Here is a 26,085-nt window from a genome sequence, read left to right as displayed (position 1 = left end):
AATGCCAAACTACATAAAGTATATTTTTAAAAATGTACTTTTTCTTTTTGTTTACCTTACAATCTTTCGATTGTTATTTTATTTTTTTGCATTAGATACGACCGGTTTTGATACTTCCGAATTAAAAAATGCTTTTTTCTTAGGATCAAGATTTGATTTAAAATTGGCTTCTTTAGGTGTTTTTCCTATTGCTATTTTGGTTTTAATTCTCAATAACCGATTTTTTGTAAAACCAATATTCAAAAAAACTGCAAACTTTTATTGGGTATTTTTCTATGTTGTGATTACCATTTTTTACTTATTTGATTTTGGATTTTACAATTATCTAAATACAAGAATTGATGCAACTGCACTTCGTTTTACAACGAATTTAATGATTTCACTTCAAGTAATGGTGGAAAGTTATCCTGTGTTTACAGGTCTTTTTGGATTGTTGATTCTTGGAATTCTCGTTTATAAATTTAGCAATTGGCAATACAAAATTGCTGCAAAAAATAGTTTTGTTTTATCTATTAAAAGAAAGAGCATCTATTTTGTGAGTACGATCATTGTGCTCTCATTTTTTATTTATAACAGTTTTACGCATTATCCTTTACGTTGGAGCCAAGCATTTTTTTCGAAAAATATTGCCATCAATCAATTTGCTTTAAATCCGGTTTTATACTTTTTTGACAGTTTTGCTTTTAGAAGTGAAGGTGTTGATTTAGAAGACTTTAAAAAGTATTATCCTATTATTTCAGAAAATTTACATTTACCAAAAGACACGATTTCTTTCGAAAGAAAAATGATTTTCAACAAATCATCTTCAGAAAAAATGAATGTTGTATTTGTGATGTTAGAATCTTTGGGTGTAAAACCTTTGGGGTATTATGGAAATGCCGCAAATGCTTCGCCACATATCGATTCTTTATTGAGAAAAAGTATCCATTTTTCTAACTTTTATGTACATAAATCTGGCACAGCCGCTAGTGTTTTTTCTAGTGTTACAGGATTGCCAGATGTTGATGATATCAATACTGCCTCTAGAAATCCAATGATTATTGATCAGCGAATTTTGTTTGATCAATTTGATGGATATGAAAAATTGTATTTGATTGGAGGAAGTGCTAATTGGGCAAATATCAGAGGGATTTTTCAAGCAAACATAGCTGGTCTTCAAATTTTTGAAGAAGGAAGTTATGAAATGGAAAACAGAGCAGATGTTTGGGGAATTGATGATTACGAATTATTTAAAGAATCTGATGAAGAATTTAAAAAATTACATGAGCAAAAAAAACCATTTGTAGCTTATATACAAACCGCTTCTAATCACATTCCTTTTACAGTTCCTGATAAAAAAGAAGAGTTTATACCACTATCAAAAGATTCAATTTCAGCAGATGTATTGGAAAAATCTGGGTTTAAATCCATTGAGCAACTCAATGCTTTGCGTTATTTAGATTTTAATGTTGGGAAATTTTTAGAAAGAGCCAAAAAATCAGGCTATTATGATAATACAGTTTTTGTATTTTTTGGTGATCACAATACTGCTATGAATCCCACTGATAAATATTCGAAAGAATATGATTTGAATATTCAATTACAACATGTACCTTTTATCATTCACGCACCAAAACTTTTTGCACCAATTGAAATTAAAACATATGGAAAATTGATTGATTTATTTCCAACTGTTATGAGTTTGATGAATATCAATCACACAAATTATACTTTAGGAAGAAATCTTTTAGATCCTTTTGCTGCAAAAGATTCATTTTCATTTGTTTATTTAAGAATGAATGGCGAACCAACCATTGGAATTTTGAAAGACAGTTTATACTTTTCTAAAACACTAGTAACAAAAACAAAAGGATTGTATGATTTAAGAACAAAAACATTGGATGATCTTTCTAAAAAAGATTCTTTAAAAGCCTCACAAATGGACAGTTTGCTGATGGCTTATTACCATTCAACAAAATACTTGTATTTTAATAATAAAAAATTAGCCCATTAGTTTTTTAAAAACAACACTAAATAACTTGTAGTATACAATTGCAAGGATTGTTCCTGCAATAAAACCAGTTACGATATCTAACGGAAAATGAACTCCTAAGTAGATTCTGCTATATCCAAAAATCAAAGGAAAAAGCAGTAAGAAATAGGTGTTTTTGTAATGGTTTCTTAATAAGAGAATTATAAAAACTGTAAAAAAAGTAGACGTTGTAGCGTGACCAGAGGTAAAGCTAAAACTTTGAGGCTGAATAAAATTACGTAATAAATGTTTGATTTCTGGATCGTTATTAGGTCGTAATCTTTGAAAATAATCTTTTATGATGTTTGTAAACTGGTCAGAAAAAGCCACTAAGATTATGATTGATAATAGAATAAATCCGCCTTTTTTTAGCCCGAATGTTTTAAAAATCATATAAAAAATAAGAAGAAATAATGGCGTCCAATACAATTGTTTAGTGATTAACAACCAAAACGAATCCCATTGTTCACTTCCTAAATTATTTAAGAAAATGAGCAGTTCTTTGTCTTTTTGTATAAGAATTTCTAACAAACTACTTTTCTATTTCTATAATTTCTACTTCGAAAATCAAATCTGATTTTGCAGGAAAAGGGCCATAAGCTGCCTCTCCAAAACCAATATAATAAGGCACAAATAAACGAGCTTTTTCACCTTCTCTCATCATTCTTACACCTTCAGCAAAACCGGTAATCATTGGTCTTTGTTTATCATCTAAACGAAAAACCAAAGGTGCTCCACTATCTTCTGTTGATTGTATTTTTTTACCATCTGCCAGAAATAATGAAAAATGAGCTCTTATCGATTTATGATCAACAACTTTTTGTCCTTTTGGATTGCTTTTCAATACTAAAAATCCTAAACCAGAAGCTGTTTTTATAGCATTTGATTCGTCTAATTTTGCGTAAAATGCATTTCTATTCACAAGATATTCATTGTATCTTTTTTCTTCAATTGCATCTTTTATTTTTTGACGACCTTCTTCACCAAGTTCATATTGAACCATTTCTTCTTCGAAAACTTTTGGAGCATCAAACTTTTTTGCATCATCACCAATTCTGATGATTTTAATTGTTTTGATAGTATCAAACTGAACAATTGAATTTACCACTGAAAGTCTCAGAGAATCAATCGCTTTTTGCAGTTTATTTGTATCGGAAAATTGATTTTTTAACTCTTTTAATTGTAAAGAGTTTATAATTGTTTTGCCAAAAACAGCATGTTTTCCGTCTAAATGTTGAGAGGGAGTTTTTGTGATAAAAAACTGACTTCCATTGGTGTCAGGACCAGAATTTCCCATGGATAAAACTCCATAATCGTTATGAGTGTATACATACTCATTGTTTTCATCAACCGGAAATTCATCTCCAAAACGATATCCTGGAAATCCTTTACCTGTTTCTGTTGGATCACCAGCTTGAATGATGAAATTGTTTACCACTCTGTGAAAACGAATTCCATCGTAATATTTTTTTCCTTTAATAGAATCAGGAACTTTTTCGTTATTTCCTTCTGCTAAAGAAACAAAACTGGCAACTGTCATTGGAACATCTTCATAATACAATTCCAATAAAATATCGCCTTTGTTTGTTTGAATTTCGGCATACAAACCATCTTTCAATCCCTCATATTTAGTTGAATTACAGCTAAATATGAAAGGAATTAAAAGTAATAGTTTTAAATATTTCATTATTCGTTAGTGATTTCTAACATTTCAATTTCAAAAATCAACGTTGAGAATGGTTTGATTAAATCACCTCTTTGTTGTGCGCCATAAGCCAATTCTTGAGGAATGAATAAACGATATTTTGCTCCTTTATTCATCAATAATAACCCTTCACTAAATCCTTGTATGAATTGAGTTGGTGTAGCATCAATAGGTTCTTTTCTATCAACTGAACTATCAAAAACTTGACCATCAATTGTAGTTCCGTGGTAATGAATTTTAATTTTTGAAGTTGGTAACGCTTTTTCACCAGAACCTTCTGTCAACACTTCATATTGCAAACCACTATTGGTAGTAATGATTCCTTTTTTTACTTTGTTTTCAGCTAAGAAATCTTCCCCTGCTTTTTTAACAGCACCAAATTTTTTCTCTGCTTCTTTTTGAACTTTATCTTGTTGTAATTTTTGGAAAAATTTACTTAAAAAAGCATTTAAATCCTCTGGCTTTATCAACATGTTTAATGAATCAATACCATTTCTGTACCCTTGTAAAAACAATTCTTTGTTTGCTTCCTCAAAATTGGCTTTTACTTTGATTGCCATGTCTAATCCTAAAGCATAACTTGCTGAATCGATTTCAGTTTTAAGCTCTTTTACATCTTTCACTTGACTATTGCAAGAGATTAAACTTGAAATTGTCAAAAGCACTACTAAATTTTTTAAAATTCTCATTTTTAGTTTGTTATTTTAATTAATGTTACTGTAATTTTTATTGATTGGTTTACTCCAATTTTATTTCCATCACCTAAAACACCAAAAGCATTGTAGAATGGAAGCACAAATGTAATGGTTTCTCCGGTTTTCATCAACTTTATTCCTTTTTGTAAGCCAGAAATAAAATCTTCTTTGTCTATTTTATATGTTTTTTGTCCTAATTCCTCTTTACTATATATAATAGCATCATTCAAATCTGAAATTTGATATACAATAACTACTTCATCTCCTAATTTTGGAGTTGGTAAATTTTCTTGAATTTGATGATTATAAGCATACCAAAAACCTTGTGATGATTGCTTGAAATTAAGTAAAGTGTCTTTTTTAATCAACTCTGCAAGCATCTCATCTTCTGCTTTATTGATTTTTTTTGAATCTTCGATAACCTCTTTATAGATTGTAGTAGAAGGTTTGGGGTTTATAGGTCTTCTTGGTTCAATTTTTGAACAACTTAAAAGAAAAATAAAACTCAACAGAAAAAATGAATTAACTTTCATAAGAATTTTCTAATGCAGTGATATAATTTGGTAACAACTCAATGAATTTTGCAACAGTCTCTTGTAGAGTTAAACTTGATTTTCCTCCTGCTGCATTGTCATGTCCACCACCTTCAAAATGGTTTCTTGCAAACTGATTTACAGAAAAACTTCCTTTAGAACGAAATGAAATTTTGATGATGTTTTGCTCAATATCTTCAATAAAAATGGCTGCAAAAACGATTCCTTTTATAGATAGAGCGTAATTTACAACTCCCTCAGAATCACCTTTTTGGAACTCAAACCTGTTTTTTTCTTCATCAGTCAACGTGATGAAAGCTGTTTTGTATTGTTCTAACACTTTTAGGTTTTGCAAAGCTTGTCCTAATAAAAGTAGTCTGTTTTTTGAATTAGAATCATACACATTTGAATGAATTCTATCATTTTCAGCACCTTTATCAATTAAATCTGCAATAATTCTATGTGTTTTACTTGTAGTTGATCTAAAACGAAAAGAACCAGTATCTGTCATGATTCCTGTGTATAAACAAGTTGCAATTGTTGCATCAATAAGGTGTAAATCATTATTCATTTCTATGAATTGATACACCATTTGTGCAGTAGAACAAATTTCTACATCAGAATACATATACCTAAAATCATCAGGTTGTTGATGATGATCAATCAACACAAAATCGTTAGGATATTTTTGCAACGTTTGCTGCATATCATCACCAACTCTATGCAATGCATTGAAATCCAACAAAAAAATAATATCGGAGTTTGAAATTGCTTTTTGCGCTTGTTTATTTTGCCAATCAAAACGAAAAGTAGTTTCAGAGCCTGGCAACCAATGTAAAAAATCTGGATATTCATTAGGTACTAAAACTGTACAATGATGTCCTTTTTTATCCAAATAGTGCTTTAACCCTAATGTAGCGCCAATGGCATCTCCATCTGGATTTTTGTGGCCAACAATCACGATATTTCTAGAAAATTCTAAAAACTTTTTTAATTCGTTTATTCCTTTTAAAATCATAGGTTGCGAATATACAATATAATCAGAATCTCAAAAAGTTATTTCCAGAAGAAATAAGAGAATAAAATGTTAAATCAATAGTAAAAATAAATTTTAATCGTTTTTAAAAGAGATTGATGTCTATTGTTGTTTATACCATATAAAACCTTACTTTTGCAAAAATTTTAAAAACAGAATGGCTACAAATAGAACATTTACCATGATCAAACCAGATGCAGTTGAAAACGGGCATACTGGAGCAATTTTAGCACAAATTAATGCAGCGGGATTTCGTATTGTTGCATTAAAAAAAACGCAAATGACCAAAAACGATGCAGAAAATTTTTATGAAGTTCATAAAGAGCGTCCATTTTTTGGAGAATTGGTTGAATTTATGACAAGAGGCCCAATTGTTGCTGCAATTTTAGAAAAAGAAAATGCTGTAGAAGATTTTAGAACTTTAATTGGTGCTACAAATCCTGCAAATGCTACTGAAGGAACCATTAGAAAATTATATGCAACATCTATGGGTGAAAATGCAATTCACGGATCAGATTCTGATGAAAATGCATTGATTGAAGGTAATTTTCACTTTTCAGGTAGAGAACAATTTTAAGAATACTTGCAAATTCTTTATGTTATATTTAGGAAAACTCGCTGATTTATTGGCGAGTTTTTTTATGCCAATATGATTTTTGAAATGATATTTTCGCCCATTTCTTCATTCATCATTTTAATTATTTTTTCCTTTCCATACGTTAATTCTTCCCTTAAAACGGAAGATGATAATTGAACAATTAACGTTTTGTTTTGCAATTTTACAGAAGTTGTATATCCTGCAACTCCTTGACCCATCAATTTTGCCCAAGTTTCTTCAATCTGAATTTTTTGCATTCCTTTAGTCAGATTGTTTTCTTTGATAAAAATTTGCATCAAGTCTTTTACCAAAAATGAATCATTTTCTCTTTTTGCCATTACAACTTAAAAATTTGATACGGTTTGTTACTCATTTTTACAATGTTTTCTGTTCTTTCAGGATGTGTATCTGTGATAAAAATTTGCCCAAATTCATCATTATTTACCAAATCTACAATTTGCGAAACTCTGTTTTCGTCTAATTTATCAAAAATATCATCCAATAAAACTATAGGAGTTATGGTTGATTTTTGCTTGATAAACTCAAATTGCGCCAATTTAAGTGCAATCAGATATGATTTTTGTTGCCCCTGAGAGCCAAATTTTTTAATAGGATATTCACCGATATCAAAACTCAAATCATCTTTGTGAATTCCTGCTGTAGTGAATTGTAAAATTTTATCTTTTTCTAATGATTTTTTTAGCAATTGTTTGATTTCAAAATCATGTAAATGACTTTTATACAGCAAATTAACTCGTTCTGAATCTCCTGAAATGATTTGATATTTTTGATTGAAAATCGGAATAAATGCCTCTAAAAATTGCTTGCGAACTTCGTAAATTCTAGTTCCATATTCAGACAATTGCTCATCATAAACCCCTAAATTTAAAGCATCAAAAGTGCGATTCGCAGCAAAATATTTCAACAAAGCATTGCGTTGAGTCAATACTTTATTATATGAAATCAAATCATTTAAATACTGTTTGTTTTGTTGCGAGATAACACCATCAATAAATTTTCTTCGAGTTTCACTGCCTTCTGTAACCAAATCTCGGTCAGCAGGAGAAATAATTACCAATGGAAATTGCCCAACATGTTCTGAAAACTTCTCGTAAATTTTATCATTTCGTTTCAATACTTTTTTTTGCCCTTTTTTAAGACTACACACAATTTTTTCAGGTCTTTCATCAATCAAATAATCACCTTCAATCATAAAAAAAGAAGCATTGTGATTGATATTTTGCACAGCAACAGTATTGAAATAACTTTTTGCAAACGACAAATAGTAAATTGCATCCAATACATTGGTTTTTCCAACGCCATTATTGCCCACAAAACAATTTATTTTCTTCTGAAAATCAAAAGTTTGCGAAGTTATATTTTTAAAATTTACAATAGATAATTTTTGAAGATACATTCCTTTAATTTTACTTCTCAAATGATTCGCAAATTATCGAAAATTTTGCAAAATAAGCGCTTTTAAAATCCAATTAAAAAAACTATTTTTGTGCCCACAAATTTTTAAACAACGATGGCAACATACAAGAAAAGAGGATATAAACCAGGTAACAAGAAAGAAGAAAATCAATCTGATGAATCGGCTTATGAAACAGCAGGAGTATTGAATACTTTAGACGAAACTGCTTCAAAATCTGAAAAATGGATTGAAAAAAATAGCAAACCTTTGATGATTGCTTTAGTTGGATTGGTAGTTGTTTTCTTAGCATATTTAGGGTATCATAAATTTATTGATGAGCCAAAAGAATTAGAAGCTGCAGACGAATTGGCTTTTCCAAGAAAATATTTTGATGAAGCTGCTGTTGCTGGATCAGGAGTTGATTCTCTTTTAAATCTAGGTTTAGAAGGTGCTGACGGAAAATATGGTTTTGTTGATATTGCTGAATCTTATAGTGGAACAAATGCTGGAAATTTAGCCAACTATTATGCAGGTGTATCTTATTTACAATTGAAACAATATGATAAAGCAATTGAATTTTTAAGTAAATTTAATTCTGATGATGAAATGTTAGGCCCTATTTCTTTGGGTGCTATTGGAGATGCATTTTCTGATATCAATCAACCAAAAGATGCTTTGGAATACTATGAAAAAGCCGCTAACAAAAAAGACAACGAATTTACAACTCCTTTATACTTGTTCAAAGCAGGACAAATAGCAATGAATTTGAAAGAGTTTAAAAAAGCTGAAGAATTTTTTACAAAAATCAAAGAAAATTATTCAAAATCTGATCAAGGAAGAGATATTGAAAAATTCATAAATGCAGCAAAATACGCTGAATAGTTTTTATTTTTAGTTTTAAGTTCTTAGTAATTAAAACTTTAAACTTTGAACTCAAAACTTTGAACCAAAAAATGGCAACGACTAATTTAACTTATTACGACAAAACCACTATCCCAAATGCGAATTCATTTCGATTTGGGATTGTTGTTTCTGAATGGAATCCTGAAATAACCCAAAATTTAAAAAAAGGAGCTATTGAAACTTTATTAGATTGTGGTGCTCAAGAAAAAAACATTATTTTTTGGGATGTTCCTGGCAGTTTTGAATTGGTTTTTGGATGCAAAAAAATGATTCAAACTCAAAAATTAGATGCCGTTATTGCCATTGGAAATGTAATTCAAGGTGAAACTAAACATTTTGACTTTGTTTGTGAAGGTGTAACTCAAGGAATTGTTGACTTGAATATAAAATATGATATTCCTGTGATTTTTTGCGTTTTAACAGACAATACCATACAACAATCACTAGATCGTTCTGGAGGAAAATTAGGCAATAAAGGCATTGAGTGCGCCATTGCAGCCATCAAAATGGCAGTTTTAAAAAACACCGGAAAACCAACAGAAAGCATTGGTTTTTAAATAAGAATCCTAAACTATTTTTTAAGAATACTTTTTACATCATTTCTTGATGTATTCCTATTATTTCTTTAAATTTGGATACTTTTAAAATTGGAGAGATTGCTAGTCTTCTTTCTAATAAAGACACATACATTATGGGATTTTTAAAAAGGACAAATAAAAAATTTGAATACAAACCGCGTTTTTACAAAGGAGAAGGAAATCCGTATAAGATAGAACACAAATTAGATAAATACCGAAAAACAACAGGTAAAAACAGAAATCTTAAATCAAAATTAACAGATGCAATTGGCGAGTTAAGAGACTCAGATAAAACAGTTAACAAAACTATTATTTATATTATTATAGTTCTTGTGTTGATTTTTTTATATATCATCGATTTTGATTTGTCTATATTCTTTACAAAATAATGTCAGATATCATTCAGCTATTACCAGATCATGTAGCCAATCAAATTGCTGCTGGTGAGGTCGTTCAACGTCCTGCATCTGTTGTTAAAGAATTGCTTGAAAATGCAATAGATGCTGGTGCAACTGATATTAAATTACTTATCAAAGAAGCAGGCAAAATACTCATTCAAGTTATTGACAACGGAAAAGGCATGAGTGTTACTGATGCTAGAATGTGTTTTGAACGTCATGCAACATCCAAAATAAGAAAAGCTGAGGATTTATTTAGTTTGCACACCAAAGGTTTTCGTGGTGAAGCCTTGGCTTCAATTGCAGCAATTGCGCATGTTGAATTAAAAACCAAACAAGAAGATCAAGAATTAGGAACTTCAATTAAAATTGAAGGAAGCAAAATTGTGTCTCAAGGCTTTATCAATACAGCAACTGGTACAAGTATCGCTGTAAAAAATTTGTTTTACAACATTCCTGCTCGCAGAAAGTTTTTAAAATCTGATACTATTGAAACACGTCATATAATTGATGAATTTCAACGAGTTGTTTTGGCACATCCTGGAATTTCATTTTTATTGCATCACAATGATATTGAAGTGTATAACCTAAAAAGCAGCAATTTTAGAAAACGAATTGTGGCTGTTTTTGGATCAAAAATGAATGAAAAACTAGTTCCGATTGAAGAACAGACAGATATTGTTGCCATTACAGGTTTTGTGACCAAACCCTCATTTTCAAAGAAAAAAAGAGGAGAACAATTCTTTTTTGTGAATGATCGTTTTATCAAAAATAGCTATTTGAATCATGCTGTTGTAAGTGCTTTTGAAGGTTTGCTAGAAACAGGTTCACATCCCTCCTATTTTTTATACTTACAAGTTCCTGCAAATACAATTGATATCAACATTCATCCAACTAAAACCGAAATTGAGTTTGACAATGCAAATGCGTTGTATGCCATGTTGAGAGCGACTATCAAACATAGTTTGGGACAATACAATGTAGCTCCAATTCTGGATTTTAATAGAGATGCCAATTTGGATATCCCTTATCAACTTGAAAAAAGTTCGAGTTTGGCATCAACCCCAAAAATCATTGTAGATCCTAATTTTAATCCGTTTAAAGAGGCAAGTCAAAAAGAAATTCATTTTCCTTTTAACAGAGAAAAACAAACTCAAAATTGGGAATCATTATATACTTCTGTTGAACCTTTACAAGAAATTCAACAAGAAAAACTATTTGAAAATCAGCAAGATAAAACTCAAAAGACATTTCAAATTCAGCGAAAATACATCATCAGTTTGATAAAATCTGGGGTGGTTTTAATTCATCAATCGTTGGCACATCAACGTATTTTGTATGAATCTTTTTTAGAAAGTATTACTGTAAAAGAAGCCAATAGCCAACAATTATTGTTTCCTGTAAAAATTTCGTTTTCATCCAATGAAATTGAAATGATTTATACCATCAAACAAGAATTGGAAAATGCAGGGTTTTCTTTTGATGAATTTACCAAAGATAGTGTTACCATCAAAGGAATTCCAACTTCTGTAACAGAAAGTAAAATTTCGATTATTTTAGAAGATTTATTGAATGACATTAACCTTGAAGTTCCTGATACAAGTTACAGTCATTTTGATGTGATGGCAAAATCGTTTGCCAAAACATTGTCTATAAAAACAGGTACATTTTTATCAGAAAAAGAACAAGAAAATCTAGTAAATGACTTATTTTCGTGCAAAGAACCTTCTATTTCTCCAACTGGGAAGTCAACTTTTAAAACACTGACTTTACAAGAAATAGACAATCTATTTAACAGCTAAAAAATGAACAATTTTACAGACGCTATCAAACATTTGATTGTTATAAATATAATTGTATTTGTTGCTCCGCAATTAATGCAAACGGATTATACCAATATTTTAGCCTTGCATTTTCCTAAAAATGAGCATTTTGGTTTTTGGCAATATGCTACTCACCTATTTATGCATGGAGGTTTTGCGCATATTTTATTTAATATGTATGGTTTATGGGCTTTTGGAACGCCTTTGGAACAAATGTGGGGAAAAAATAAGTTTATTTTCTTTTATTTTTCATCTGGAATTGGAGCTGGTTTGATTTATACTTTAGTAAATTATTATCAATTCAATGCCATTTATGATTTGTTTATACAAGCTGGATTGACTGATAATGAAGTTATTGCAATTTTAAAAGAAGGAAGCACAAATGATATCAGAGTTTTACAAGCAATAACCCAACAGCAATTCAATGAAATTTTTGCTTTATACAATACACCTGCAGTTGGAGCTTCTGGAGCAGTTTACGGTGTTTTAGTGGCATTCGGAATGTATTTTAAAGATGCTAAATTGGCATTGATTTTCTTTCCTGTGCCCATTGCAGCGAAATATTTTATTCCTATTATGATTTTGGGAGATTTATTCTTTGGTGTAACCAAATATTCCGTTGGAAATATTGCCCATTTTGCTCACATTGGTGGTGCTTTAATTGGATTTATCATTGCTTTTTATTGGAAAAAAAATCAATTTAAAATGTACTAATGAGCTTTGTAAATAATTTAAAACATCGATTTGATAAAGGAAATGTAATAGAAAAATTGATATATATCAATATTTTTCTATTTGTGTTAACGCTTTTGATTAGTGTTTTTCAAAGCTTGTTTAAAAATGATGTCAATTGGATGGTTGATTGGTTTTCTTTAGAAGCCAATATCGATTCATTATTTACAAAACCATGGACGCTTATTTCTTATGGATTTTTGCATGCTGATTTTCTGCACATCTTATTCAATTTGATTGCCTTATATTTTATTGGGAATTTATTTATTGACTATTTTACGCAAAAACAATTGCTAACATTTTACATTTTAGGTACTTTTTTTGGCGGCATTTTTTATCTTTTTAGTCAAAATTATTTTCCATTATTTGAAGGAAAAACATCGGTTTTAGTTGGAGCATCTGCAGGAATATCAGCCATATTTATTGGAATTGCAACATATATGCCCAATTACGAATTGAAAATTCGGTTTATTGGTTTTGTAAAATTATGGTATTTAGCTGCAATTTGGGTTGGAATAGACGTTTTAGGTTTGGCAGGAGGAAATGCAGGAGGGCATTTTGCACATTTAGGAGGAAGCCTATTTGGATTTTTATATGTCAGCAAAGCAAGTAATAAAGAGATTGCTATTTTTAAAAATTTAGCAGCAATTTTTTCAGTAAAGAAAAAACCTTTAAAAACAGTTTATAAATCTACAAATACCAAAAGAGAAACAACAAAAAGCGATTTCACTCAAAAACAAATTGATGAAATTTTAGATAAAATTAGCAAATCAGGATATGACACACTTACCAAAGCAGAAAAAGAATTTCTGTTCAAACAAGGAAAAAATTAACGAATTTTGAAAAAGCTATCTATCATCAACAAAATTATTTATTTCATAAATATTGTTGTAGCCATTTTGCTTTTCGCATCCTATTTATTGCCTTTTATTTCACCTGAAAAACTTCCAATTTTAGCAATTGCAAGTTTATTAGTACCTTTTTTAATTTTTGCAAATATCGTTTTTGCTATATATTGGTTGTTGTCATTTAAAAGACAATTTTTAGTATCCTCGTCAATTTTAATTTTGGGTTGGCTAACATTAACACCAATTTACAAATTGTTTGAAAAGAAAACTCTTTCAAACAACAGTCTTTCAGTGATGAGTTATAATGTGCGTCTATTCAATCAATATGAATGGATTAACGATACTGAAATTCCGACAAAAATTAATATGTTAATTCAAGAAAGTTCTCCAGATATTTTAGTATTTCAAGATTATTATTCACTTGTAAATCAAGATTTTAAATTTAACTTCAAATACGTTAATACAAAAACGGCATCAAACAAAAACGGATTGGCTATTTACTCAAAATATCCAATCATAAACAGTGGTTCTTTAGATTTAAAACACACTTCAAACAACATTATTTATGCCGATATTTTAAGAGGAAAAGACACTATCAGAGTTTACAATCTACACCTACAATCACTCAAATTAAAAACTGATAAAGAAAATTTTGGGCAAGAGAACTCAGAAAAATTAGTATCAATTTTAGAGGATGGATTTAAAAAACAAGTCAATCAAACAACTGTATTTTTAGATCATGAAAAAAAGTGGAAAGGCAAAAAAATAATTGCTGGCGACTTTAACAATACGAGTTTTTCATGGGTGTACAATCAAATTTCTAAAGATAAAAAAGATGCATTTATTGAAGCAGGTAAAGGATTTGGAAAAACTTTCAACTATTGGTTTCCACTTAGAATTGATTTTATTTTGACAGATAACACAGCCGAAATTCATCAATTTTCTTCATTTAACCAAAAATATTCTGATCACTTTCCGATAATGACCACAATTAATTGGTAAAAAACATTAATAACTTCTTTTTTTAATAATTGCAAAAGATTTTTTTGAAAGCCTATTTTTAAAAAGCGAAACAATAAAGCTAAATATGTATTTATATCTAGCTAATTTTAACATAAAGGCGCTAAACTTCAATAATTTGCCAAATTCTCTTTTTACTTCAAGTTCGTAATTTTTTAAAGAGGATTCTGAAAAATCATTGTTTTTCAAGCATTTTTGGATATTTTTTGCAGCAATAATTCCTGACATCATTCCTGTTCCAACTCCTTCTTTATAAAATGGGTTTGCTAATCCTGCAGCATCACCAACAAGTAAAAATCTATTTCCTACTATTTTTTGATTTCCAAAAGCATACGGAATTACCCAACCACGCCATTTACTAATTCTGGTTGCATTATTAAACCTATGCTTTATTTGTTGATTTGTCGAGATAATTTTTTCGATTTCATCAACCAAATTAATCTTGTTCTCTTTGATAAAATGAGAATTACTTCCTAAACTCACATTCGATTCCCCATTAGCCAGAGGAAAAATATAGAAGAAAAATGGCATTTTATTATAAATGATTCTAATTTCACTTTCATTTCCTGCAGGCATGTCGTTAATTCCTTTAAAGTAAGCTGTTACAAAAGTTGACATCTTTTCATCATCAATTTTATTTTTAGCTACTTTTTTTGATACAATAGATTGTGCTCCATCAGCACCAACAATAATATTTGCTAAAATTTGCTTACTATCTTTTAATGTAATTAAAATACCTTCTGTTGTTTCCTGAATACTTTTAACAGCATTGCCAAATTCTTTTTGAGTATAGGTTTCAGAAAGTTTTTGTACCAAAAAATTATCAAAATCGATTCTTTTTGCATAAGAAATAATCATATCTCGGTCATTACTCTCTGTAAAAACAATATCTTGTTTAGCATTAATATGAAGTCGAATTATCTTTGAATGTAAAATTTTAGTGTGATTTAAAAATTCTTCAAAAATATTGTCACCCAAGATTTTCATAACCTTATAAGCATATAAAATTAATCCATCTCCACAGGTTTTATCTCTTGGAAAAGTTTCTTTATCAATAATATAATGATGTATTTTAAGTTTTGACAACATTAAAGAAGTTGCTGCACCAGCAGGACCCGCACCAATAATACAAACAGCTGTTTTAATCATACATTTTAAAATTGTAAATTTACTTTTTTATTTCAAAAAACCATATTCGCGTTCCACTTTACAAATTCTCAATTGGTAGGTTCTGTACCATTTTTCTCTACCTAAATTTCTAGCCAAAGTGTGTTCTGTATTATTTTTCCAAGCAGTAATATCTTCTAATGTTCTCCAATAAGAAACTGTAATTCCTATATCATTTCTTGCAGAATCTATTCCTAAAAAACCTTTTTGTTGGCTCGCTAAAACCTCCATTTTTTGAGCAGTTTTCTCATAATCCTCTAAATTTTCGCTAACCACTGTTGTAAAGATAACAGCATAGTATGGAGGTTTTAAATTATTAACAATCATTTTTATTCTCTTTTAATAGGTAAAGCAAAAAGTCAAAAAAACTGAACTTTCATTTATGAATTAAATTGTATTTTTGCATTCTATAAAAATACCTAAATGAGTACAGAAAAAAAAGTAGCTTTTTATACTTTAGGCTGTAAATTAAATTTTTCTGAAACATCTACTATTGCTCGAAATTTTAAAAATGAAGGCTTTCAAAGAGTAGATTTTGAATCAAAAGCTGATGTGTATGTTATCAATACTTGTTCAGTAACTGATAATGCAGACAAGCGTTTTAAATCGATTGTTAAAAATGCATTGAAACAAAACAGCAATGCTTTTTTAATTGCTGTAGGATGTTATGCACAATTAAAACCCGAAGAATTGGCTGCAGTTGATGGTGTTGATTTGGTTTTGGGTGCTACTGAAAAGTTCAATGTAACTAGTTATATCAATGATTTGACTAAAAATGAAGTTGGTGAAGTGCATTCTTGTGAAATTTCGGAAGCTGATTTTTATGTAGGTTCGTATTCAATTGGCGATAGAACACGTGCTTTTTTAAAAGTCCAAGATGGTTGTGATTATAAATGTACGTATTGTACAATTCCACTTGCAAGAGGAATTTCAAGAAGTGATACTTTAGAAAATGTGTTGAAAAACGCCAAAGAAATAGCTTCAAAAGGCATTAAAGAAATCGTATTAACTGGCGTAAACATTGGTGATTACGGAAAAGGCGAATTTGGAAATAAAAAACACGAGCATACTTTTTTTGAACTTGTTAAAGAATTAGATAAAATTGATGGAATTCATCGTTTGCGAATTTCATCCATAGAACCCAATTTATTGACTGATGAAACTATTGAATTTGTATCAAAATCGAATTCATTTGTTCCTCATTTTCACATTCCATTACAATCAGGAAGCGATGAATTGTTAAAGAAAATGAAACGCCGTTATTTACGAAAAACATATACAAACCGAGTTGAGCGCATCAAAGAAACCATGCCAAATGCCTGTATTGGTGTTGATGTGATTGTAGGATTTCCTGGAGAAACTGACGAACTTTTTTTAGAAACATACAATTATTTAAACGCTTTAGATATTTCATATTTGCATGTTTTTACTTACTCTGAAAGACCAAATACTGAAGCTTTTGATATGAAAGGTGTTGTACCAAACAATGTTCGTGCAAAACGCAGTAAAATGTTGCGTGGATTATCAGTTAAAAAAAGACGTGCTTTTTACGAATCTCAATTAGGAAAAACAGCTACTGTTTTGTTCGAAAATGAAAATAAAGAAGGCTACATTCATGGATTTACTGAAAATTACATCAAAGTAAAAACACCTTGGAATCCTTCTTTAATAAACACTTTGCATACTATAACACTTACCGAAATTGATAGCGATGGTTTAGTTCGTTTCGAATTTATAAATGAGCCTGCCTTTATTTAAACTTAAATTTATTTCGTTGAATATAAAATAAATATACCCCCCAATATTTAAAAAATGACATATAAAATTCCTATTTATCTGATGCCAGGTTTGGCAGCTGGACCTGAAATTTTTGAAAATTTATCATTATCAAAAGAGAAATATGAAATCCATTATTTAAAATGGAAAAAACCATTGGATTTAGAGGAAACTATTTCTAATTACGCAATGAGAATGTGTGAAGAAGTGAAAAAAGAAAATCCTGTTTTGGTTGGAGTTTCTTTTGGAGGAATTTTGGTACAAGAAATGAGTAAATTTTTACATTGTAAAAAAGTCATCATTATTTCGAGTGTAAAAACTACTGATGAACTTCCTAAAAGGTTTAAAGTAGCCACTTTTGGAAATTTATATAAAATATTTCCAACAAAAATAATTTCTCATTTTGAAGATTTTAGTCGTTTTTTTATAGGAAAAACACTTCAAAAAAGAGCGTTGATTTATAAAAAATATCTTTCTGAAAGAAATGAAACGTATTTAAAATGGGCAATAAAAAACGTTTTAAAATGGCAACAACAAGAAATTATTGAAAATTTGATTCATATTCATGGAGTTGAAGATAAGATTTTCCCTATAAACAATATCAAAAATGCCATTGAAATTGAAAACGGAACTCACATTATGATATTGAATAAGGCAAAAAAAATATCTGAAATTATCGATAAAAGTTTAACTTTTTAAAGAGCAAAATTTTACCTAATTTTAGGGGTAAATTCAATAAAACCAATGAACAATTCAATTCGCTTTTTATCGTTATTAATCATCGTTTTTACAACTTTATTTTTTGTAAATGGAATTCACAAGTCTGATATTCCGTTAAAAACAAATACTCACGAGAATTATAAAATAAAAGCACTAAAAATTCCTGAAAACCTAAACTTTGCTGGTGAAAGAGTTCCATTAGAAAATCCGAATATTTTTGAAAGAATGGACAGAGAATTGTTGGTAAATACCTATTGGCAATCGAATGGTTTGTTGTTATTTAAGCGCGCAAATAAGTATTTTCCTGTTTTAGAACCTTTGCTAAAAAAGCATGGTTTGCCCGATGATTTTAAATTTTTAGCTTTGGCTGAAAGTGCTTTTATTGATGAAACATCAAGTGCTGGTGCTGCTGGTATGTGGCATTTTATGGTTGAAACTGGAAAAGAATATGGTTTAGAAATCAATAGCAATGTTGATGAACGCTACAATATCGAAAAATCGACTGCAGTTGCTGCTGAATACCTAAAAAAATCAAAAGAAAAATTAGGTTCTTGGACCTTGGCTGCAGCTGCTTACAATGCAGGGAATTTCGGAGTTTCTAGTAGATTAGAAGCCCAAAAAGTAAATAGCTATTATGATGTTTTATTACCTAATGAAACTGAACGCTATGTTTTTAGAATTTTAGCTTTGAAAGAAATAATGACAAATCCTGAAAAATATGGTTTTATTTTTGATAAAGAGGATTTGTATACTTTACCCGAAACAACCATCGTAAAAGTTGATACTACGATTACGAACTTGGTTACTTTTGGTAAAAAATTCGGAGTAACATACAAAGAATTAAAAATTCACAATGCTTGGTTACGAGAGAATAAATTGAATAACAAAAGCGGAAAAGTTTATGAAATTAAAATTCCTGTAAAATAAATTATTCAATTACATTTTTTACCCTTCCAATCAACCCTGTTTCTAATTGAACCTTAATTCCATGTGGATGGTTGACAGATTTTGTTAAAATTTTTGAGACAACACCTTGTGTGATTTCTCCATAAATTTGATGCTCTTTTAAAACAATTTCTACAAACATTCCTTTTTTGATATTTGCTCGTTTTCTACCATCAATCATTTTAAAAATTTTTGTAAAAATAAAAAAGCCTATCAATTTTGATAGGCTTTTGGTAAAAAATTAACTAGTAATAAAATATATATTATAATACTCTTACGTTTACTGCGTTTAATCCTTTTCTTCCATCTTGTAAGTCGAACTCAACTTCATCGTTTTCACGAATTTCGTCAACTAATCCTGACACATGTACAAAATGTTCTTTGTTTGTTCCTTCTTCAGTGATAAATCCAAATCCTTTTGAATCATTGAAAAATTTTACGGTACCTTTATTCATTATAAAAAATTATTGTGTTGTTAATTAGTAACAACGTTATTATGTCACAAAGATACGTTCAATAAATTTATAAACAGCTAATTAATTGATATTCTTTTAATTAAATAGTTTAAAGCTTACTAATGAGTGCTTTAACTTCATTAAATTCAGTAATAATTTCCTCTAAAACAACTTTTGTTGGTTTTATATTATTGATTAAACCTGCGATTTGCCCTATTTCTAGTTCTCCATTTTCTAAATCACCTTCAAAAATTCCTTTTTTTGCACGAGCTCTTCCTAATAAATCTTTCAATTGTTCTATGGTAGGATTTTGCTTATATAGTTCTTGTACTTCTTGATAAAATTTATTTTTTACCAAACGCACAGGAGCTAACTCTTTTAAAGTTACATGAGTATCACCATCTTTTACATCAAGTATGGTTTGTTTAAAATTTTGATGTGCAGAAGATTCAATAGTTGCTGCAAATCTACTTCCAATTTGTACACCATCAGCCCCTAAAACTATGGCAGCCAACATACCTCTTCCAGTTGCAATTCCTCCAGCTGCAATTACAGGAATTGAAACTGCTTGTTTAACCATTGGAATCAATGTAAAAGTGGTAGATTCTTCACGACCATTATGCCCTCCAGCTTCAAATCCTTCACAAACAACGGCATCAACTCCAGCTTCTTGAGCTTTCAATGCAAATTTTACAGAACTCACTACATGTACAACAGTAATTCCTTTTTCTTTCAAAAAGGAGGTCCATGTTTTTGGATTTCCAGCAGAAGTAAATACAATTTTTACATTTTCATCCACAATAATATCCATAATTTTTTCAATTTCTGGATACAACATTGGCACGTTTACCCCAAAAGGTTTATTGGTAGCTTTTTTACATTTTTGAATGTGCTCTCTCAGCACTTCCGGATACATGGATCCTGCACCAATCAAACCCAAACCACCAGCATTTGAAACTGCTGAAGCTAATTTCCACCCAGAAACCCAAACCATTCCACCTTGAATTATAGGATATTGTATGTTGAAGAGTTTTGTTATTTTGTTAATCATTATGTTTTATTTATTCTTTCAAAATCTTAATTGTTCTTGAACCTAAATCACTAAAAATCTTCAAAAAATAAATTCCTTTTTTAAAAGTTGTAATTTCAATGTTTTCAGAGCTTATTACTTGTTTCTCGAACACTTTTTTTCCTAAAACATTATAAATTTCCAATGAATAAGTTGAAGATGAATTCTCTAAAAATTGAATATTAAATGAATTTTTAACTGGATTTGGGCTGATTTTTATATTTGTTAATATACTATCTTCCAAAGAAGCTGTATAATTATTCAAAGCAACTTGAAAATTAGGAATTCCAAACCCATGCTGTGCTGTAGGATTTGAAAACCTGTCTGCTGATTCGTATATAGATTTCTTTAAATAATAATTCAGATTTTGAGCAGATTTACTTTTTTTAGGAGATGATGATTTTAATAAGAAAAAACTATTCTGATTTAAACAAGCTATTAAACCTGCCATAATTGGCGATGAAAAAGACGTTCCATTTGCCGATATTATTGTCCCATTTGAATGGTTAATGACTGCAGCATTTACTCCTTGAGCTAAAATTTCTGGTTTAACTCTTCCGTCTGAACTTGGCCCAAAAGAACTAAAAGAAGCTATTGTCCCTTGATAATTCACTGCTCCAACACTAATAACAGACGTTGCATCTGCAGGTGCAACAATATAGTTCCAAGAATTATCTCCTTCATTTCCTGCAGAGTTTACAACCAAAATACCTTTGCTGTCTGCAATTTCTGCTCCTCTAGAAATAAAAGTAGTTTTTCCGTCCATATCTGCATACGAATAATTGTGCGAAGGATTATCAAAAGTACTGTAGCCTAAAGAAGTATTTATAACATTCACTCCCAAACTATCTGCTTTTTCAGCGGCTTCAACCCAAAGTGTTTCTTCTAAAACAGTTTCTGTTTCTGCAATTTCTGTGATGAATAAATAAAATTTTGCATCAGGAGCTGAGCCAACAAATTCATTTTGAATAAATCCTGCAATGGTTGATAAAACATTAGTACCATGACTATCTCTTGAATAAAAATTAGAATTTCTATCAGCAAAATTATAGCCTCCTAAAATTTGATTATTGTCTCTAACTCGTTTAAAAGCAGGTAATGTATTAACATTAGGAAAACCTGCATCTAAAACAGCAATAATTTGACCTTCGCCTGTTAAGTTTTGTTGATGTAAATAGTCGCCTTTCAACATTTTTATTTGATTTTCTGCACTTCCGTACACAAAATCAGTGAAAGAATTTTGAAATTTTTGATGATGTTTTGCTGTTATTTTTTTTGATGAACGCTTGTTACCATTTAAATTTTTGTTGGCAAATTCTATTCGATTGATAAAAGTAAAGATTGATGAAAGGTTTTTTATATCATTTTCAGTTCCTTGAACATGAATGGCATTTAACCATTTTGATTTTCCTAAAATGGTAATAGCTCCAATATTTTTTAATTGATTGTAATAATTTTCATCAATAGGTACATCTGTTTCATCTAACTTAATTTGTTGCATAGTTCTTCTATCAAGAGAACGTTGAGAAAGCATCTGCAAAGGGTTTGCTAAAAAAATAGCCGAATTTGGCTTATCATTCAAATATAACCAAGCATCTTCTTGTTGAGAAAACAAAAAAAATGACGATATTAAAAAATAAAGAAATAATACTTTTTTCATGATTTGAAGTAAACCATAAAAATATCAAATTTATACCGCCAAAAAAAGTTTTTAGGAAATTACTCCAGAACCCAACAATTCCTCATTTTGATACCAAGCTACAAACTGTCCTTCTTGAATGGCTGACTGCGGATTTTCAAATTCTACATACATCCCATTTTCAACTTGATATAAAGTTGCTTTTTCTAACTTTTGACGATAGCGAATGCGAGCTTCTACAACTAAACTTTTTCCGATTTCCAGTTTTAAATCTTCACGAATCCAGTGAATCTCGTCATTGGCAACAAACAACACATTTCTATACAATCCCGGATGATTTTTACCTTCACCAGTATAAATAATATTCTCATTTACATCAGTTTCTATGACAAACAATGGTTCTTTTGTGCCACCAACAGCCAATCCTTTTCTTTGACCTTTGGTAAAATAATGTGCCCCTTGATGTTTGCCAACAACTTTTCCATCTTGTTTTTTATACCTAAATTTCTGAGAAAAGTATGCTAGTTCAGCTTCTTTGGTTTCAAAAGTTGGAATTTGTCTTAAATATTCATGAAAATCAGCAGGAATTTGAACAATTTCTCCAATTTTTGGCTGCAATTTTTGTTGTAAAAACTCTGGCAAACGTACTTTTCCGATAAAACATAAACCCTGAGAATCTTTTTTTTCAGCTGTAATTAAATTAGCTTTTTTAGCGATTTCTCTCACTTCGGGTTTTAATAGCTCACCAATTGGAAACAATGATTTTGCCAATTGAGCTTGAGATAATTGACATAAAAAATAGGATTGATCTTTATTTCCATCTTTCCCTGCCAACAATTTGTAAATGGTTTTTCCATTAATATTTTCTTCGGATTTTCTACAATAATGACCTGTAGCTACAAAATCTGCCCCTAATTGAAGAGCAATTTTCATGAAAACATCAAACTTTATTTCACGATTGCAAAGCACATCTGGATTTGGAGTTCGTCCTTTTTCATATTCATCAAACATATAATCCACAATGCGTTCTTTGTATTGCTCACTCAAATCAACCACTTGAAATGGAATTTCTAATTTTTGCGCAACAATCATAGCATCATTACTGTCTTCTAACCATGGACATTCGTTGGAAATTGTAACAGAATCATCGTGCCAATTTTTCATAAAAAGGCCAATAACCTCATAACCTTGCTCTTTTAATAAATAGGCTGTAACGCTCGAATCTACACCACCAGAAAGTCCGACAACTACTCGTTTCATCTTTGATTTTTAAAGTGGCAAAGGTACGATTTTGTATTTACAAAAAAGTGACGAAAATGTTTAGATTGATTTACTGTGAACTAGAAATTAGTCTTTCTGTTTTTTTGTGTAGCGATTTTGTTTTTCAATTTCTTTTTCGTCAGTGATTTCTCCATCAATATAAAATTCCCATTTCCCGAATTTCTTTCCCTCTTTATATATGCCTTTTTCACGTAAATTTCCATTCAATTCAAAGAATTTTGCAGGACCATTCAGTACATTATTTTCATAGGTAACTTCTTCGATCAAAATTCCATCGCTCGAAAATTTTTGAGAAATTCCCTGTTTTAAACCATTTTTATAATGTGTAATTTCGGTTGGTTTTCCATTTGGATAATAATTCATCAATTTACCTTCTAATTTTCCTTGATGATACCATTCTTCGGACATTATTTTGCCGTCTTGAAAAAAATATTGCCACTTTCCAACCCTATTTTTATCGATAAAAAATCCTTTGGATTGTAATTTTCCATTTGTCAAATAAAACTCAACTGCAACAGAATCAGTTGTTTCAGAAAATCTTTTGATCATTGATGGTTGCAGCGGATTTGATTCGTCATAAAACTTAAAAACGCCTATTTCCTTGCCATTTTTAAATTGTCCCTCGTATCGAATATTTTGATTGTCATAGTATTTTTTCCAAACTCCAGTTCGTTGTTTATTAGCATCAAATTGATTTATTTTTTGAGCAAAATTTGAAGTCGCAAATAAAAAACAACTCAAAAAAAGTATCGAAGTAAAAATTTTTTCTAGAGAAATCATGCAATGAATTTTTTGTAAATATACAAATCCGAATTTAAAAGATAATTCATAATTTTAATAACAACTTTTCTATTGAAATAGTATGATTCTTAAGAATTAAATAAAAAAATACCGTTAAACTCATAAAAAAAATAGTCAGATTCAAATGAATAAATCTTATGAAATGCCTATTTTTGTAACTTATTTTTTGAAACAATGAACTTGACACCACTAAATGCAATTTCGCCAATTGATGGACGTTATCGCAGTAAAATTGACAATTTAGCGAACTATTTTTCAGAAGAAGCTTTGATAAAATATCGTGTTCGTGTAGAAATCGAATATTTTATCGCACTTTGCGAACTGCCTTTGCCTCAATTAGCTGATTTTAACAAATTAAAATTTTCTGATTTAAGAAGTATTTATCAAAATTTCACTTCAGAAGATGCTCAAAAAATAAAAGACATTGAAAAAATAACCAATCATGATGTAAAAGCGGTTGAATATTTTATCAAAGAAAAAATGGATGTTTTAGGATTGCAAAATCACAAAGAATTCATTCATTTTGGATTGACCTCACAAGACATCAACAATACTGCAATTCCGCTTTCTATAAAAGAATTTTTGGAAACAGTTTTTGTGCCTCATTTTGATGAACTTTTAGCAAAACTAAAAGAGCTCGTAATTGAATGGAAAGATGTTTCTATGTTGGCAAGAACTCATGGTCAGCCTGCATCTCCAACAAGATTAGGTAAAGAAATTGATGTTTTTGTAGTTCGTTTAGAAGCACAAATCGCCGTTTTAAAAAATATCCCAAATGCAGCCAAATTTGGTGGCGCAACAGGAAATTTCAATGCGCATAAAGTTGCGTATCCAAATTTTGATTGGAAAAATTTTGGAAGTCAATTTGTTGAAAATCAATTAGGTTTGCACCATTCTTTTCCAACAACACAAATTGAACATTATGATCATTTGGCGTCATTATTTGATGCTTTGAAAAGAATCAATACCATCATTATTGATTTGAATAGAGATTTTTGGACTTATGTTTCTATGGATTATTTCAAGCAAAAAATCAAAGTTGGTGAGATTGGAAGTTCTGCAATGCCACATAAAGTAAATCCGATTGATTTTGAAAATTCGGAAGGAAATTTAGGAATTGCCAATGCCATTTTTGAGCATTTATCAGCAAAATTACCTATTTCGCGTTTGCAAAGAGATTTGACAGATAGTACTGTTTTACGCAATGTTGGTGTGCCTTTTGGACATACAATCATTGGCTTTACCTCAACTTTGAAAGGTTTGAACAAATTATTATTGAACAAACAAAAATTTGAAGATGATTTAGAAAATAATTGGGCTGTAGTTGCAGAAGCAATTCAAACGATTTTAAGACGTGAAGGATATCCAAATCCGTATGAAGCGTTGAAAGGTTTGACGCGAACCAATGAAAAAATCAATCAAAAATCAATTGCGGATTTTATTGATACTTTGGATGTCTCTGAAGAAATTAAAAAAGAGTTAAAAGTAATTACACCTGCAAATTATACTGGAATATAGTTAATTATGAATTATAAATTAAGAGTTAAGAAATCTAAGCTGTTTTCTTTTTGTTTTGCAATTGCTGTATTTAGCCTTTTTTATTCATGTAAATCAGAATTTTCGGACAATTCAGATCGATTTAAAGAAGGGGTTTTTGAAATTCCTGCAGGAGATAATTTCGTAAAAGAAACCATCATCAGAAAAGATACTATTCAAATAAGTAAATACGGAAATAATGTAGATACTTTATCTATCAAATGGAAAAATAACTTTTTCTATACATTAAAGTATCTCAATCCAAAAAACGAGTTACAAAAAGATCCTATGTATATACAAATCAATAAATTGTATGATGACAAATATGATTTTACAGTAAGAATTGGATTCTCTAAATTCTCTCAAAAAGGCACTGTTTATAAATTAAAATAGTACAAT

29 protein-coding genes are annotated in these 26,085 nt (G+C 29.9%); 14 read left to right on the top strand and 15 right to left on the bottom strand.

Features of this window, described 5'->3' with window-relative positions; genetic code table 11:
- Nucleotide 1 precedes the first annotated feature (1 nt).
- Nucleotides 2-1,993 carry an LTA synthase family protein gene (locus WHA43_RS00800; protein ID WP_226742911.1) on the top strand — a complete coding sequence of 664 codons (1,992 nt, stop codon included), beginning with the start codon at nt 2-4 and terminating at the stop codon, nt 1,991-1,993.
- Here the strand turns inward: WHA43_RS00800 and WHA43_RS00795 are convergent.
- The 5 genes from WHA43_RS00795 to WHA43_RS00775 are packed head-to-tail and all read right to left on the bottom strand — an operon-like array spanning nt 1,982 to nt 5,962.
- Nucleotides 1,982-2,542 (bottom strand): phosphatase PAP2 family protein, encoded by a 561-nt coding sequence (locus WHA43_RS00795; protein WP_105045281.1) that lies wholly within the window; start codon nt 2,540-2,542, stop codon nt 1,982-1,984. The genes WHA43_RS00800 and WHA43_RS00795 overlap by 12 nt on opposite strands.
- A gap of 1 nt (nt 2,543) precedes the next feature.
- Nucleotides 2,544-3,698, bottom strand: coding sequence for a peptidylprolyl isomerase (locus WHA43_RS00790; RefSeq protein ID WP_105045280.1), 1,155 nt, complete (start codon nt 3,696-3,698; stop codon nt 2,544-2,546).
- Nucleotides 3,698-4,405 (bottom strand): FKBP-type peptidyl-prolyl cis-trans isomerase, encoded by a 708-nt coding sequence (locus WHA43_RS00785; protein WP_105045279.1) that lies wholly within the window; start codon nt 4,403-4,405, stop codon nt 3,698-3,700. Before WHA43_RS00785 ends, WHA43_RS00790 begins: the two co-directional genes overlap by 1 nt.
- A gap of 2 nt (nt 4,406-4,407) precedes the next feature.
- Nucleotides 4,408-4,944, bottom strand: coding sequence for a gliding motility-associated peptidyl-prolyl isomerase GldI (gene gldI, locus WHA43_RS00780; RefSeq protein WP_105045278.1), 537 nt, complete (start codon nt 4,942-4,944; stop codon nt 4,408-4,410).
- A complete protein-coding gene (locus WHA43_RS00775) occupies nt 4,934-5,962 on the bottom strand; it encodes a DHH family phosphoesterase (protein WP_105045277.1) in 1,029 nt (342 codons plus the stop codon). Before WHA43_RS00775 ends, gldI begins: the two co-directional genes overlap by 11 nt.
- Before the next feature lie 175 nt (nt 5,963-6,137).
- Here WHA43_RS00775 and WHA43_RS00770 point away from each other — a divergent pair, with 175 nt between their 5' ends.
- Nucleotides 6,138-6,557 carry a nucleoside-diphosphate kinase gene (locus tag WHA43_RS00770; protein WP_105045276.1) on the top strand — a complete coding sequence of 140 codons (420 nt, stop codon included), beginning with the start codon at nt 6,138-6,140 and terminating at the stop codon, nt 6,555-6,557.
- A 62-nt stretch (nt 6,558-6,619) separates the two neighbouring features.
- Here WHA43_RS00770 and WHA43_RS00765 read toward each other — a convergent pair whose 3' ends face one another.
- Together WHA43_RS00765 and recF are read right to left on the bottom strand one after the other, a co-directional pair.
- A complete protein-coding gene (locus WHA43_RS00765; protein WP_105045275.1) occupies nt 6,620-6,916 on the bottom strand; it encodes a DUF721 domain-containing protein in 297 nt (98 codons plus the stop codon).
- Entirely contained in the window at nt 6,916-7,995 is a 1,080-nt protein-coding gene (gene recF / locus WHA43_RS00760) for a DNA replication/repair protein RecF (protein WP_105047234.1), read from the bottom strand. The genes WHA43_RS00765 and recF overlap by 1 nt, the downstream gene beginning before the upstream one ends.
- Before the next feature lie 114 nt (nt 7,996-8,109).
- Here recF and WHA43_RS00755 point away from each other — a divergent pair, with 114 nt between their 5' ends.
- The 7 genes from WHA43_RS00755 to WHA43_RS00725 all read left to right on the top strand — a co-directional run bounded on the left by WHA43_RS00755 (nt 8,110) and on the right by WHA43_RS00725 (nt 14,279).
- Nucleotides 8,110-8,877, top strand: coding sequence for a tetratricopeptide repeat protein (locus WHA43_RS00755; protein WP_105045274.1), 768 nt, complete (start codon nt 8,110-8,112; stop codon nt 8,875-8,877).
- A 71-nt stretch (nt 8,878-8,948) separates the two neighbouring features.
- Nucleotides 8,949-9,455 carry a 6,7-dimethyl-8-ribityllumazine synthase gene (gene ribH, locus WHA43_RS00750; RefSeq protein ID WP_105045273.1) on the top strand — a complete coding sequence of 169 codons (507 nt, stop codon included), beginning with the start codon at nt 8,949-8,951 and terminating at the stop codon, nt 9,453-9,455.
- Nucleotides 9,456-9,589: 134 nt separating this feature from the next.
- Nucleotides 9,590-9,865 (top strand): riboflavin synthase subunit beta, encoded by a 276-nt coding sequence (locus tag WHA43_RS00745; RefSeq protein WP_105045272.1) that lies wholly within the window; start codon nt 9,590-9,592, stop codon nt 9,863-9,865.
- Nucleotides 9,865-11,676, top strand: coding sequence for a DNA mismatch repair endonuclease MutL (gene mutL, locus WHA43_RS00740; protein WP_105045271.1), 1,812 nt, complete (start codon nt 9,865-9,867; stop codon nt 11,674-11,676). The genes WHA43_RS00745 and mutL overlap by 1 nt, the downstream gene beginning before the upstream one ends.
- A gap of 3 nt (nt 11,677-11,679) precedes the next feature.
- Nucleotides 11,680-12,411, top strand: coding sequence for a rhomboid family intramembrane serine protease (locus WHA43_RS00735; RefSeq protein ID WP_105045270.1), 732 nt, complete (start codon nt 11,680-11,682; stop codon nt 12,409-12,411).
- Nucleotides 12,411-13,262 (top strand): rhomboid family protein, encoded by an 852-nt coding sequence (locus tag WHA43_RS00730; protein ID WP_105045269.1) that lies wholly within the window; start codon nt 12,411-12,413, stop codon nt 13,260-13,262. Before WHA43_RS00735 ends, WHA43_RS00730 begins: the two co-directional genes overlap by 1 nt.
- A 6-nt stretch (nt 13,263-13,268) precedes the next feature.
- Nucleotides 13,269-14,279 carry an endonuclease/exonuclease/phosphatase family protein gene (locus tag WHA43_RS00725; protein WP_105045268.1) on the top strand — a complete coding sequence of 337 codons (1,011 nt, stop codon included), beginning with the start codon at nt 13,269-13,271 and terminating at the stop codon, nt 14,277-14,279.
- Between the two features lie 6 nt (nt 14,280-14,285).
- Here the strand turns inward: WHA43_RS00725 and WHA43_RS00720 are convergent, their stop codons facing one another.
- Both WHA43_RS00720 and WHA43_RS00715 read right to left on the bottom strand, forming a co-directional pair.
- A complete protein-coding gene (locus tag WHA43_RS00720) occupies nt 14,286-15,446 on the bottom strand; it encodes an FAD-dependent monooxygenase (protein WP_105045267.1) in 1,161 nt (386 codons plus the stop codon).
- A gap of 27 nt (nt 15,447-15,473) precedes the next feature.
- A complete protein-coding gene (locus WHA43_RS00715; protein WP_105045266.1) occupies nt 15,474-15,791 on the bottom strand; it encodes an antibiotic biosynthesis monooxygenase family protein in 318 nt (105 codons plus the stop codon).
- Nucleotides 15,792-15,887: 96 nt separating this feature from the next.
- Between WHA43_RS00715 and mtaB the strand changes: the two genes are divergently transcribed.
- The 3 genes from mtaB to WHA43_RS00700 are packed head-to-tail and all read left to right on the top strand — an operon-like array spanning nt 15,888 to nt 18,887.
- Nucleotides 15,888-17,222: a tRNA (N(6)-L-threonylcarbamoyladenosine(37)-C(2))-methylthiotransferase MtaB gene (gene mtaB / locus WHA43_RS00710; RefSeq protein ID WP_105045265.1), complete on the top strand. Its 1,335-nt coding sequence runs from the start codon at nt 15,888-15,890 to the stop codon at nt 17,220-17,222.
- A gap of 54 nt (nt 17,223-17,276) precedes the next feature.
- Complete coding sequence (locus tag WHA43_RS00705) at nt 17,277-17,939, top strand: alpha/beta hydrolase (RefSeq protein ID WP_105045264.1); 663 nt, start codon at nt 17,277-17,279, stop codon at nt 17,937-17,939.
- A 45-nt stretch (nt 17,940-17,984) separates the two neighbouring features.
- Nucleotides 17,985-18,887 carry a lytic transglycosylase domain-containing protein gene (locus WHA43_RS00700; protein ID WP_105045263.1) on the top strand — a complete coding sequence of 301 codons (903 nt, stop codon included), beginning with the start codon at nt 17,985-17,987 and terminating at the stop codon, nt 18,885-18,887.
- A gap of 1 nt (nt 18,888) precedes the next feature.
- Here WHA43_RS00700 and WHA43_RS00695 read toward each other — a convergent pair whose 3' ends face one another.
- The 6 genes from WHA43_RS00695 to WHA43_RS00670 form a co-directional block, all read right to left on the bottom strand.
- Nucleotides 18,889-19,086: a YwbE family protein gene (locus WHA43_RS00695; protein WP_262903992.1), complete on the bottom strand. Its 198-nt coding sequence runs from the start codon at nt 19,084-19,086 to the stop codon at nt 18,889-18,891.
- A gap of 82 nt (nt 19,087-19,168) precedes the next feature.
- Entirely contained in the window at nt 19,169-19,360 is a 192-nt protein-coding gene (locus WHA43_RS00690; protein WP_105045262.1) for a cold-shock protein, read from the bottom strand.
- 109 nt (nt 19,361-19,469) lie between these two features.
- A complete protein-coding gene (locus WHA43_RS00685) occupies nt 19,470-20,411 on the bottom strand; it encodes an NAD(P)H-dependent flavin oxidoreductase (RefSeq protein WP_170039481.1) in 942 nt (313 codons plus the stop codon).
- A gap of 10 nt (nt 20,412-20,421) precedes the next feature.
- Nucleotides 20,422-22,089 (bottom strand): S8 family serine peptidase, encoded by a 1,668-nt coding sequence (locus WHA43_RS00680; RefSeq protein WP_105045261.1) that lies wholly within the window; start codon nt 22,087-22,089, stop codon nt 20,422-20,424.
- A gap of 51 nt (nt 22,090-22,140) precedes the next feature.
- Entirely contained in the window at nt 22,141-23,328 is a 1,188-nt protein-coding gene (gene mnmA, locus WHA43_RS00675; RefSeq protein ID WP_105045260.1) for a tRNA 2-thiouridine(34) synthase MnmA, read from the bottom strand.
- A gap of 87 nt (nt 23,329-23,415) precedes the next feature.
- Nucleotides 23,416-24,129 (bottom strand): toxin-antitoxin system YwqK family antitoxin, encoded by a 714-nt coding sequence (locus tag WHA43_RS00670; RefSeq protein WP_105045259.1) that lies wholly within the window; start codon nt 24,127-24,129, stop codon nt 23,416-23,418.
- A 195-nt stretch (nt 24,130-24,324) separates the two neighbouring features.
- Between WHA43_RS00670 and purB the strand changes: the two genes are divergently transcribed.
- Both purB and WHA43_RS00660 read left to right on the top strand, forming a co-directional pair.
- Nucleotides 24,325-25,668 (top strand): adenylosuccinate lyase, encoded by a 1,344-nt coding sequence (gene purB, locus WHA43_RS00665; RefSeq protein ID WP_105045258.1) that lies wholly within the window; start codon nt 24,325-24,327, stop codon nt 25,666-25,668.
- A 6-nt stretch (nt 25,669-25,674) separates the two neighbouring features.
- Nucleotides 25,675-26,079, top strand: a complete 405-nt coding sequence (locus WHA43_RS00660; protein ID WP_226742912.1) for a hypothetical protein — start codon at nt 25,675-25,677, stop codon at nt 26,077-26,079.
- The last annotated feature ends 6 nt before the right edge of the window (nt 26,080-26,085 follow it).

Origin of the sequence: Polaribacter gangjinensis, assembly GCF_038024125.1 — a bacterium.
GTDB classification, from domain to species: domain Bacteria; phylum Bacteroidota; class Bacteroidia; order Flavobacteriales; family Flavobacteriaceae; genus Polaribacter; species Polaribacter gangjinensis.
Note: the sequence above shows the minus strand (reverse complement) of the source record. Positions and strands in the feature narration are given on the sequence as shown.

What these genes read in the sequence shown, in the direction of transcription:
- WHA43_RS00800 (WP_226742911.1), top strand. Translation starts at nt 2, where the DNA reads ATGCCAAACTACATAAAGTATATTTTTAAAAATGTACTTTTTCTTTTT.
- WHA43_RS00790 (WP_105045280.1), bottom strand. Translation starts at nt 3,698, where the DNA reads ATGAAATATTTAAAACTATTACTTTTAATTCCTTTCATATTTAGCTGT.
- WHA43_RS00785 (WP_105045279.1), bottom strand. Translation starts at nt 4,405, where the DNA reads ATGAGAATTTTAAAAAATTTAGTAGTGCTTTTGACAATTTCAAGTTTA.
- gldI (WP_105045278.1), bottom strand. Translation starts at nt 4,944, where the DNA reads ATGAAAGTTAATTCATTTTTTCTGTTGAGTTTTATTTTTCTTTTAAGT.
- WHA43_RS00775 (WP_105045277.1), bottom strand. Translation starts at nt 5,962, where the DNA reads ATGATTTTAAAAGGAATAAACGAATTAAAAAAGTTTTTAGAATTTTCT.
- WHA43_RS00770 (WP_105045276.1), top strand. Translation starts at nt 6,138, where the DNA reads ATGGCTACAAATAGAACATTTACCATGATCAAACCAGATGCAGTTGAA.
- WHA43_RS00765 (WP_105045275.1), bottom strand. Translation starts at nt 6,916, where the DNA reads ATGGCAAAAAGAGAAAATGATTCATTTTTGGTAAAAGACTTGATGCAA.
- recF (WP_105047234.1), bottom strand. Translation starts at nt 7,995, where the DNA reads ATGTATCTTCAAAAATTATCTATTGTAAATTTTAAAAATATAACTTCG.
- WHA43_RS00755 (WP_105045274.1), top strand. Translation starts at nt 8,110, where the DNA reads ATGGCAACATACAAGAAAAGAGGATATAAACCAGGTAACAAGAAAGAA.
- ribH (WP_105045273.1), top strand. Translation starts at nt 8,949, where the DNA reads ATGGCAACGACTAATTTAACTTATTACGACAAAACCACTATCCCAAAT.
- WHA43_RS00745 (WP_105045272.1), top strand. Translation starts at nt 9,590, where the DNA reads ATGGGATTTTTAAAAAGGACAAATAAAAAATTTGAATACAAACCGCGT.
- mutL (WP_105045271.1), top strand. Translation starts at nt 9,865, where the DNA reads ATGTCAGATATCATTCAGCTATTACCAGATCATGTAGCCAATCAAATT.
- WHA43_RS00735 (WP_105045270.1), top strand. Translation starts at nt 11,680, where the DNA reads ATGAACAATTTTACAGACGCTATCAAACATTTGATTGTTATAAATATA.
- WHA43_RS00730 (WP_105045269.1), top strand. Translation starts at nt 12,411, where the DNA reads ATGAGCTTTGTAAATAATTTAAAACATCGATTTGATAAAGGAAATGTA.
- WHA43_RS00720 (WP_105045267.1), bottom strand. Translation starts at nt 15,446, where the DNA reads ATGATTAAAACAGCTGTTTGTATTATTGGTGCGGGTCCTGCTGGTGCA.
- WHA43_RS00715 (WP_105045266.1), bottom strand. Translation starts at nt 15,791, where the DNA reads ATGATTGTTAATAATTTAAAACCTCCATACTATGCTGTTATCTTTACA.
- mtaB (WP_105045265.1), top strand. Translation starts at nt 15,888, where the DNA reads ATGAGTACAGAAAAAAAAGTAGCTTTTTATACTTTAGGCTGTAAATTA.
- WHA43_RS00705 (WP_105045264.1), top strand. Translation starts at nt 17,277, where the DNA reads ATGACATATAAAATTCCTATTTATCTGATGCCAGGTTTGGCAGCTGGA.
- WHA43_RS00700 (WP_105045263.1), top strand. Translation starts at nt 17,985, where the DNA reads ATGAACAATTCAATTCGCTTTTTATCGTTATTAATCATCGTTTTTACA.
- WHA43_RS00695 (WP_262903992.1), bottom strand. Translation starts at nt 19,086, where the DNA reads ATGATTGATGGTAGAAAACGAGCAAATATCAAAAAAGGAATGTTTGTA.
- WHA43_RS00690 (WP_105045262.1), bottom strand. Translation starts at nt 19,360, where the DNA reads ATGAATAAAGGTACCGTAAAATTTTTCAATGATTCAAAAGGATTTGGA.
- WHA43_RS00685 (WP_170039481.1), bottom strand. Translation starts at nt 20,411, where the DNA reads ATGATTAACAAAATAACAAAACTCTTCAACATACAATATCCTATAATT.
- WHA43_RS00680 (WP_105045261.1), bottom strand. Translation starts at nt 22,089, where the DNA reads ATGAAAAAAGTATTATTTCTTTATTTTTTAATATCGTCATTTTTTTTG.
- mnmA (WP_105045260.1), bottom strand. Translation starts at nt 23,328, where the DNA reads ATGAAACGAGTAGTTGTCGGACTTTCTGGTGGTGTAGATTCGAGCGTT.
- WHA43_RS00670 (WP_105045259.1), bottom strand. Translation starts at nt 24,129, where the DNA reads ATGATTTCTCTAGAAAAAATTTTTACTTCGATACTTTTTTTGAGTTGT.
- purB (WP_105045258.1), top strand. Translation starts at nt 24,325, where the DNA reads ATGAACTTGACACCACTAAATGCAATTTCGCCAATTGATGGACGTTAT.
- WHA43_RS00660 (WP_226742912.1), top strand. Translation starts at nt 25,675, where the DNA reads ATGAATTATAAATTAAGAGTTAAGAAATCTAAGCTGTTTTCTTTTTGT.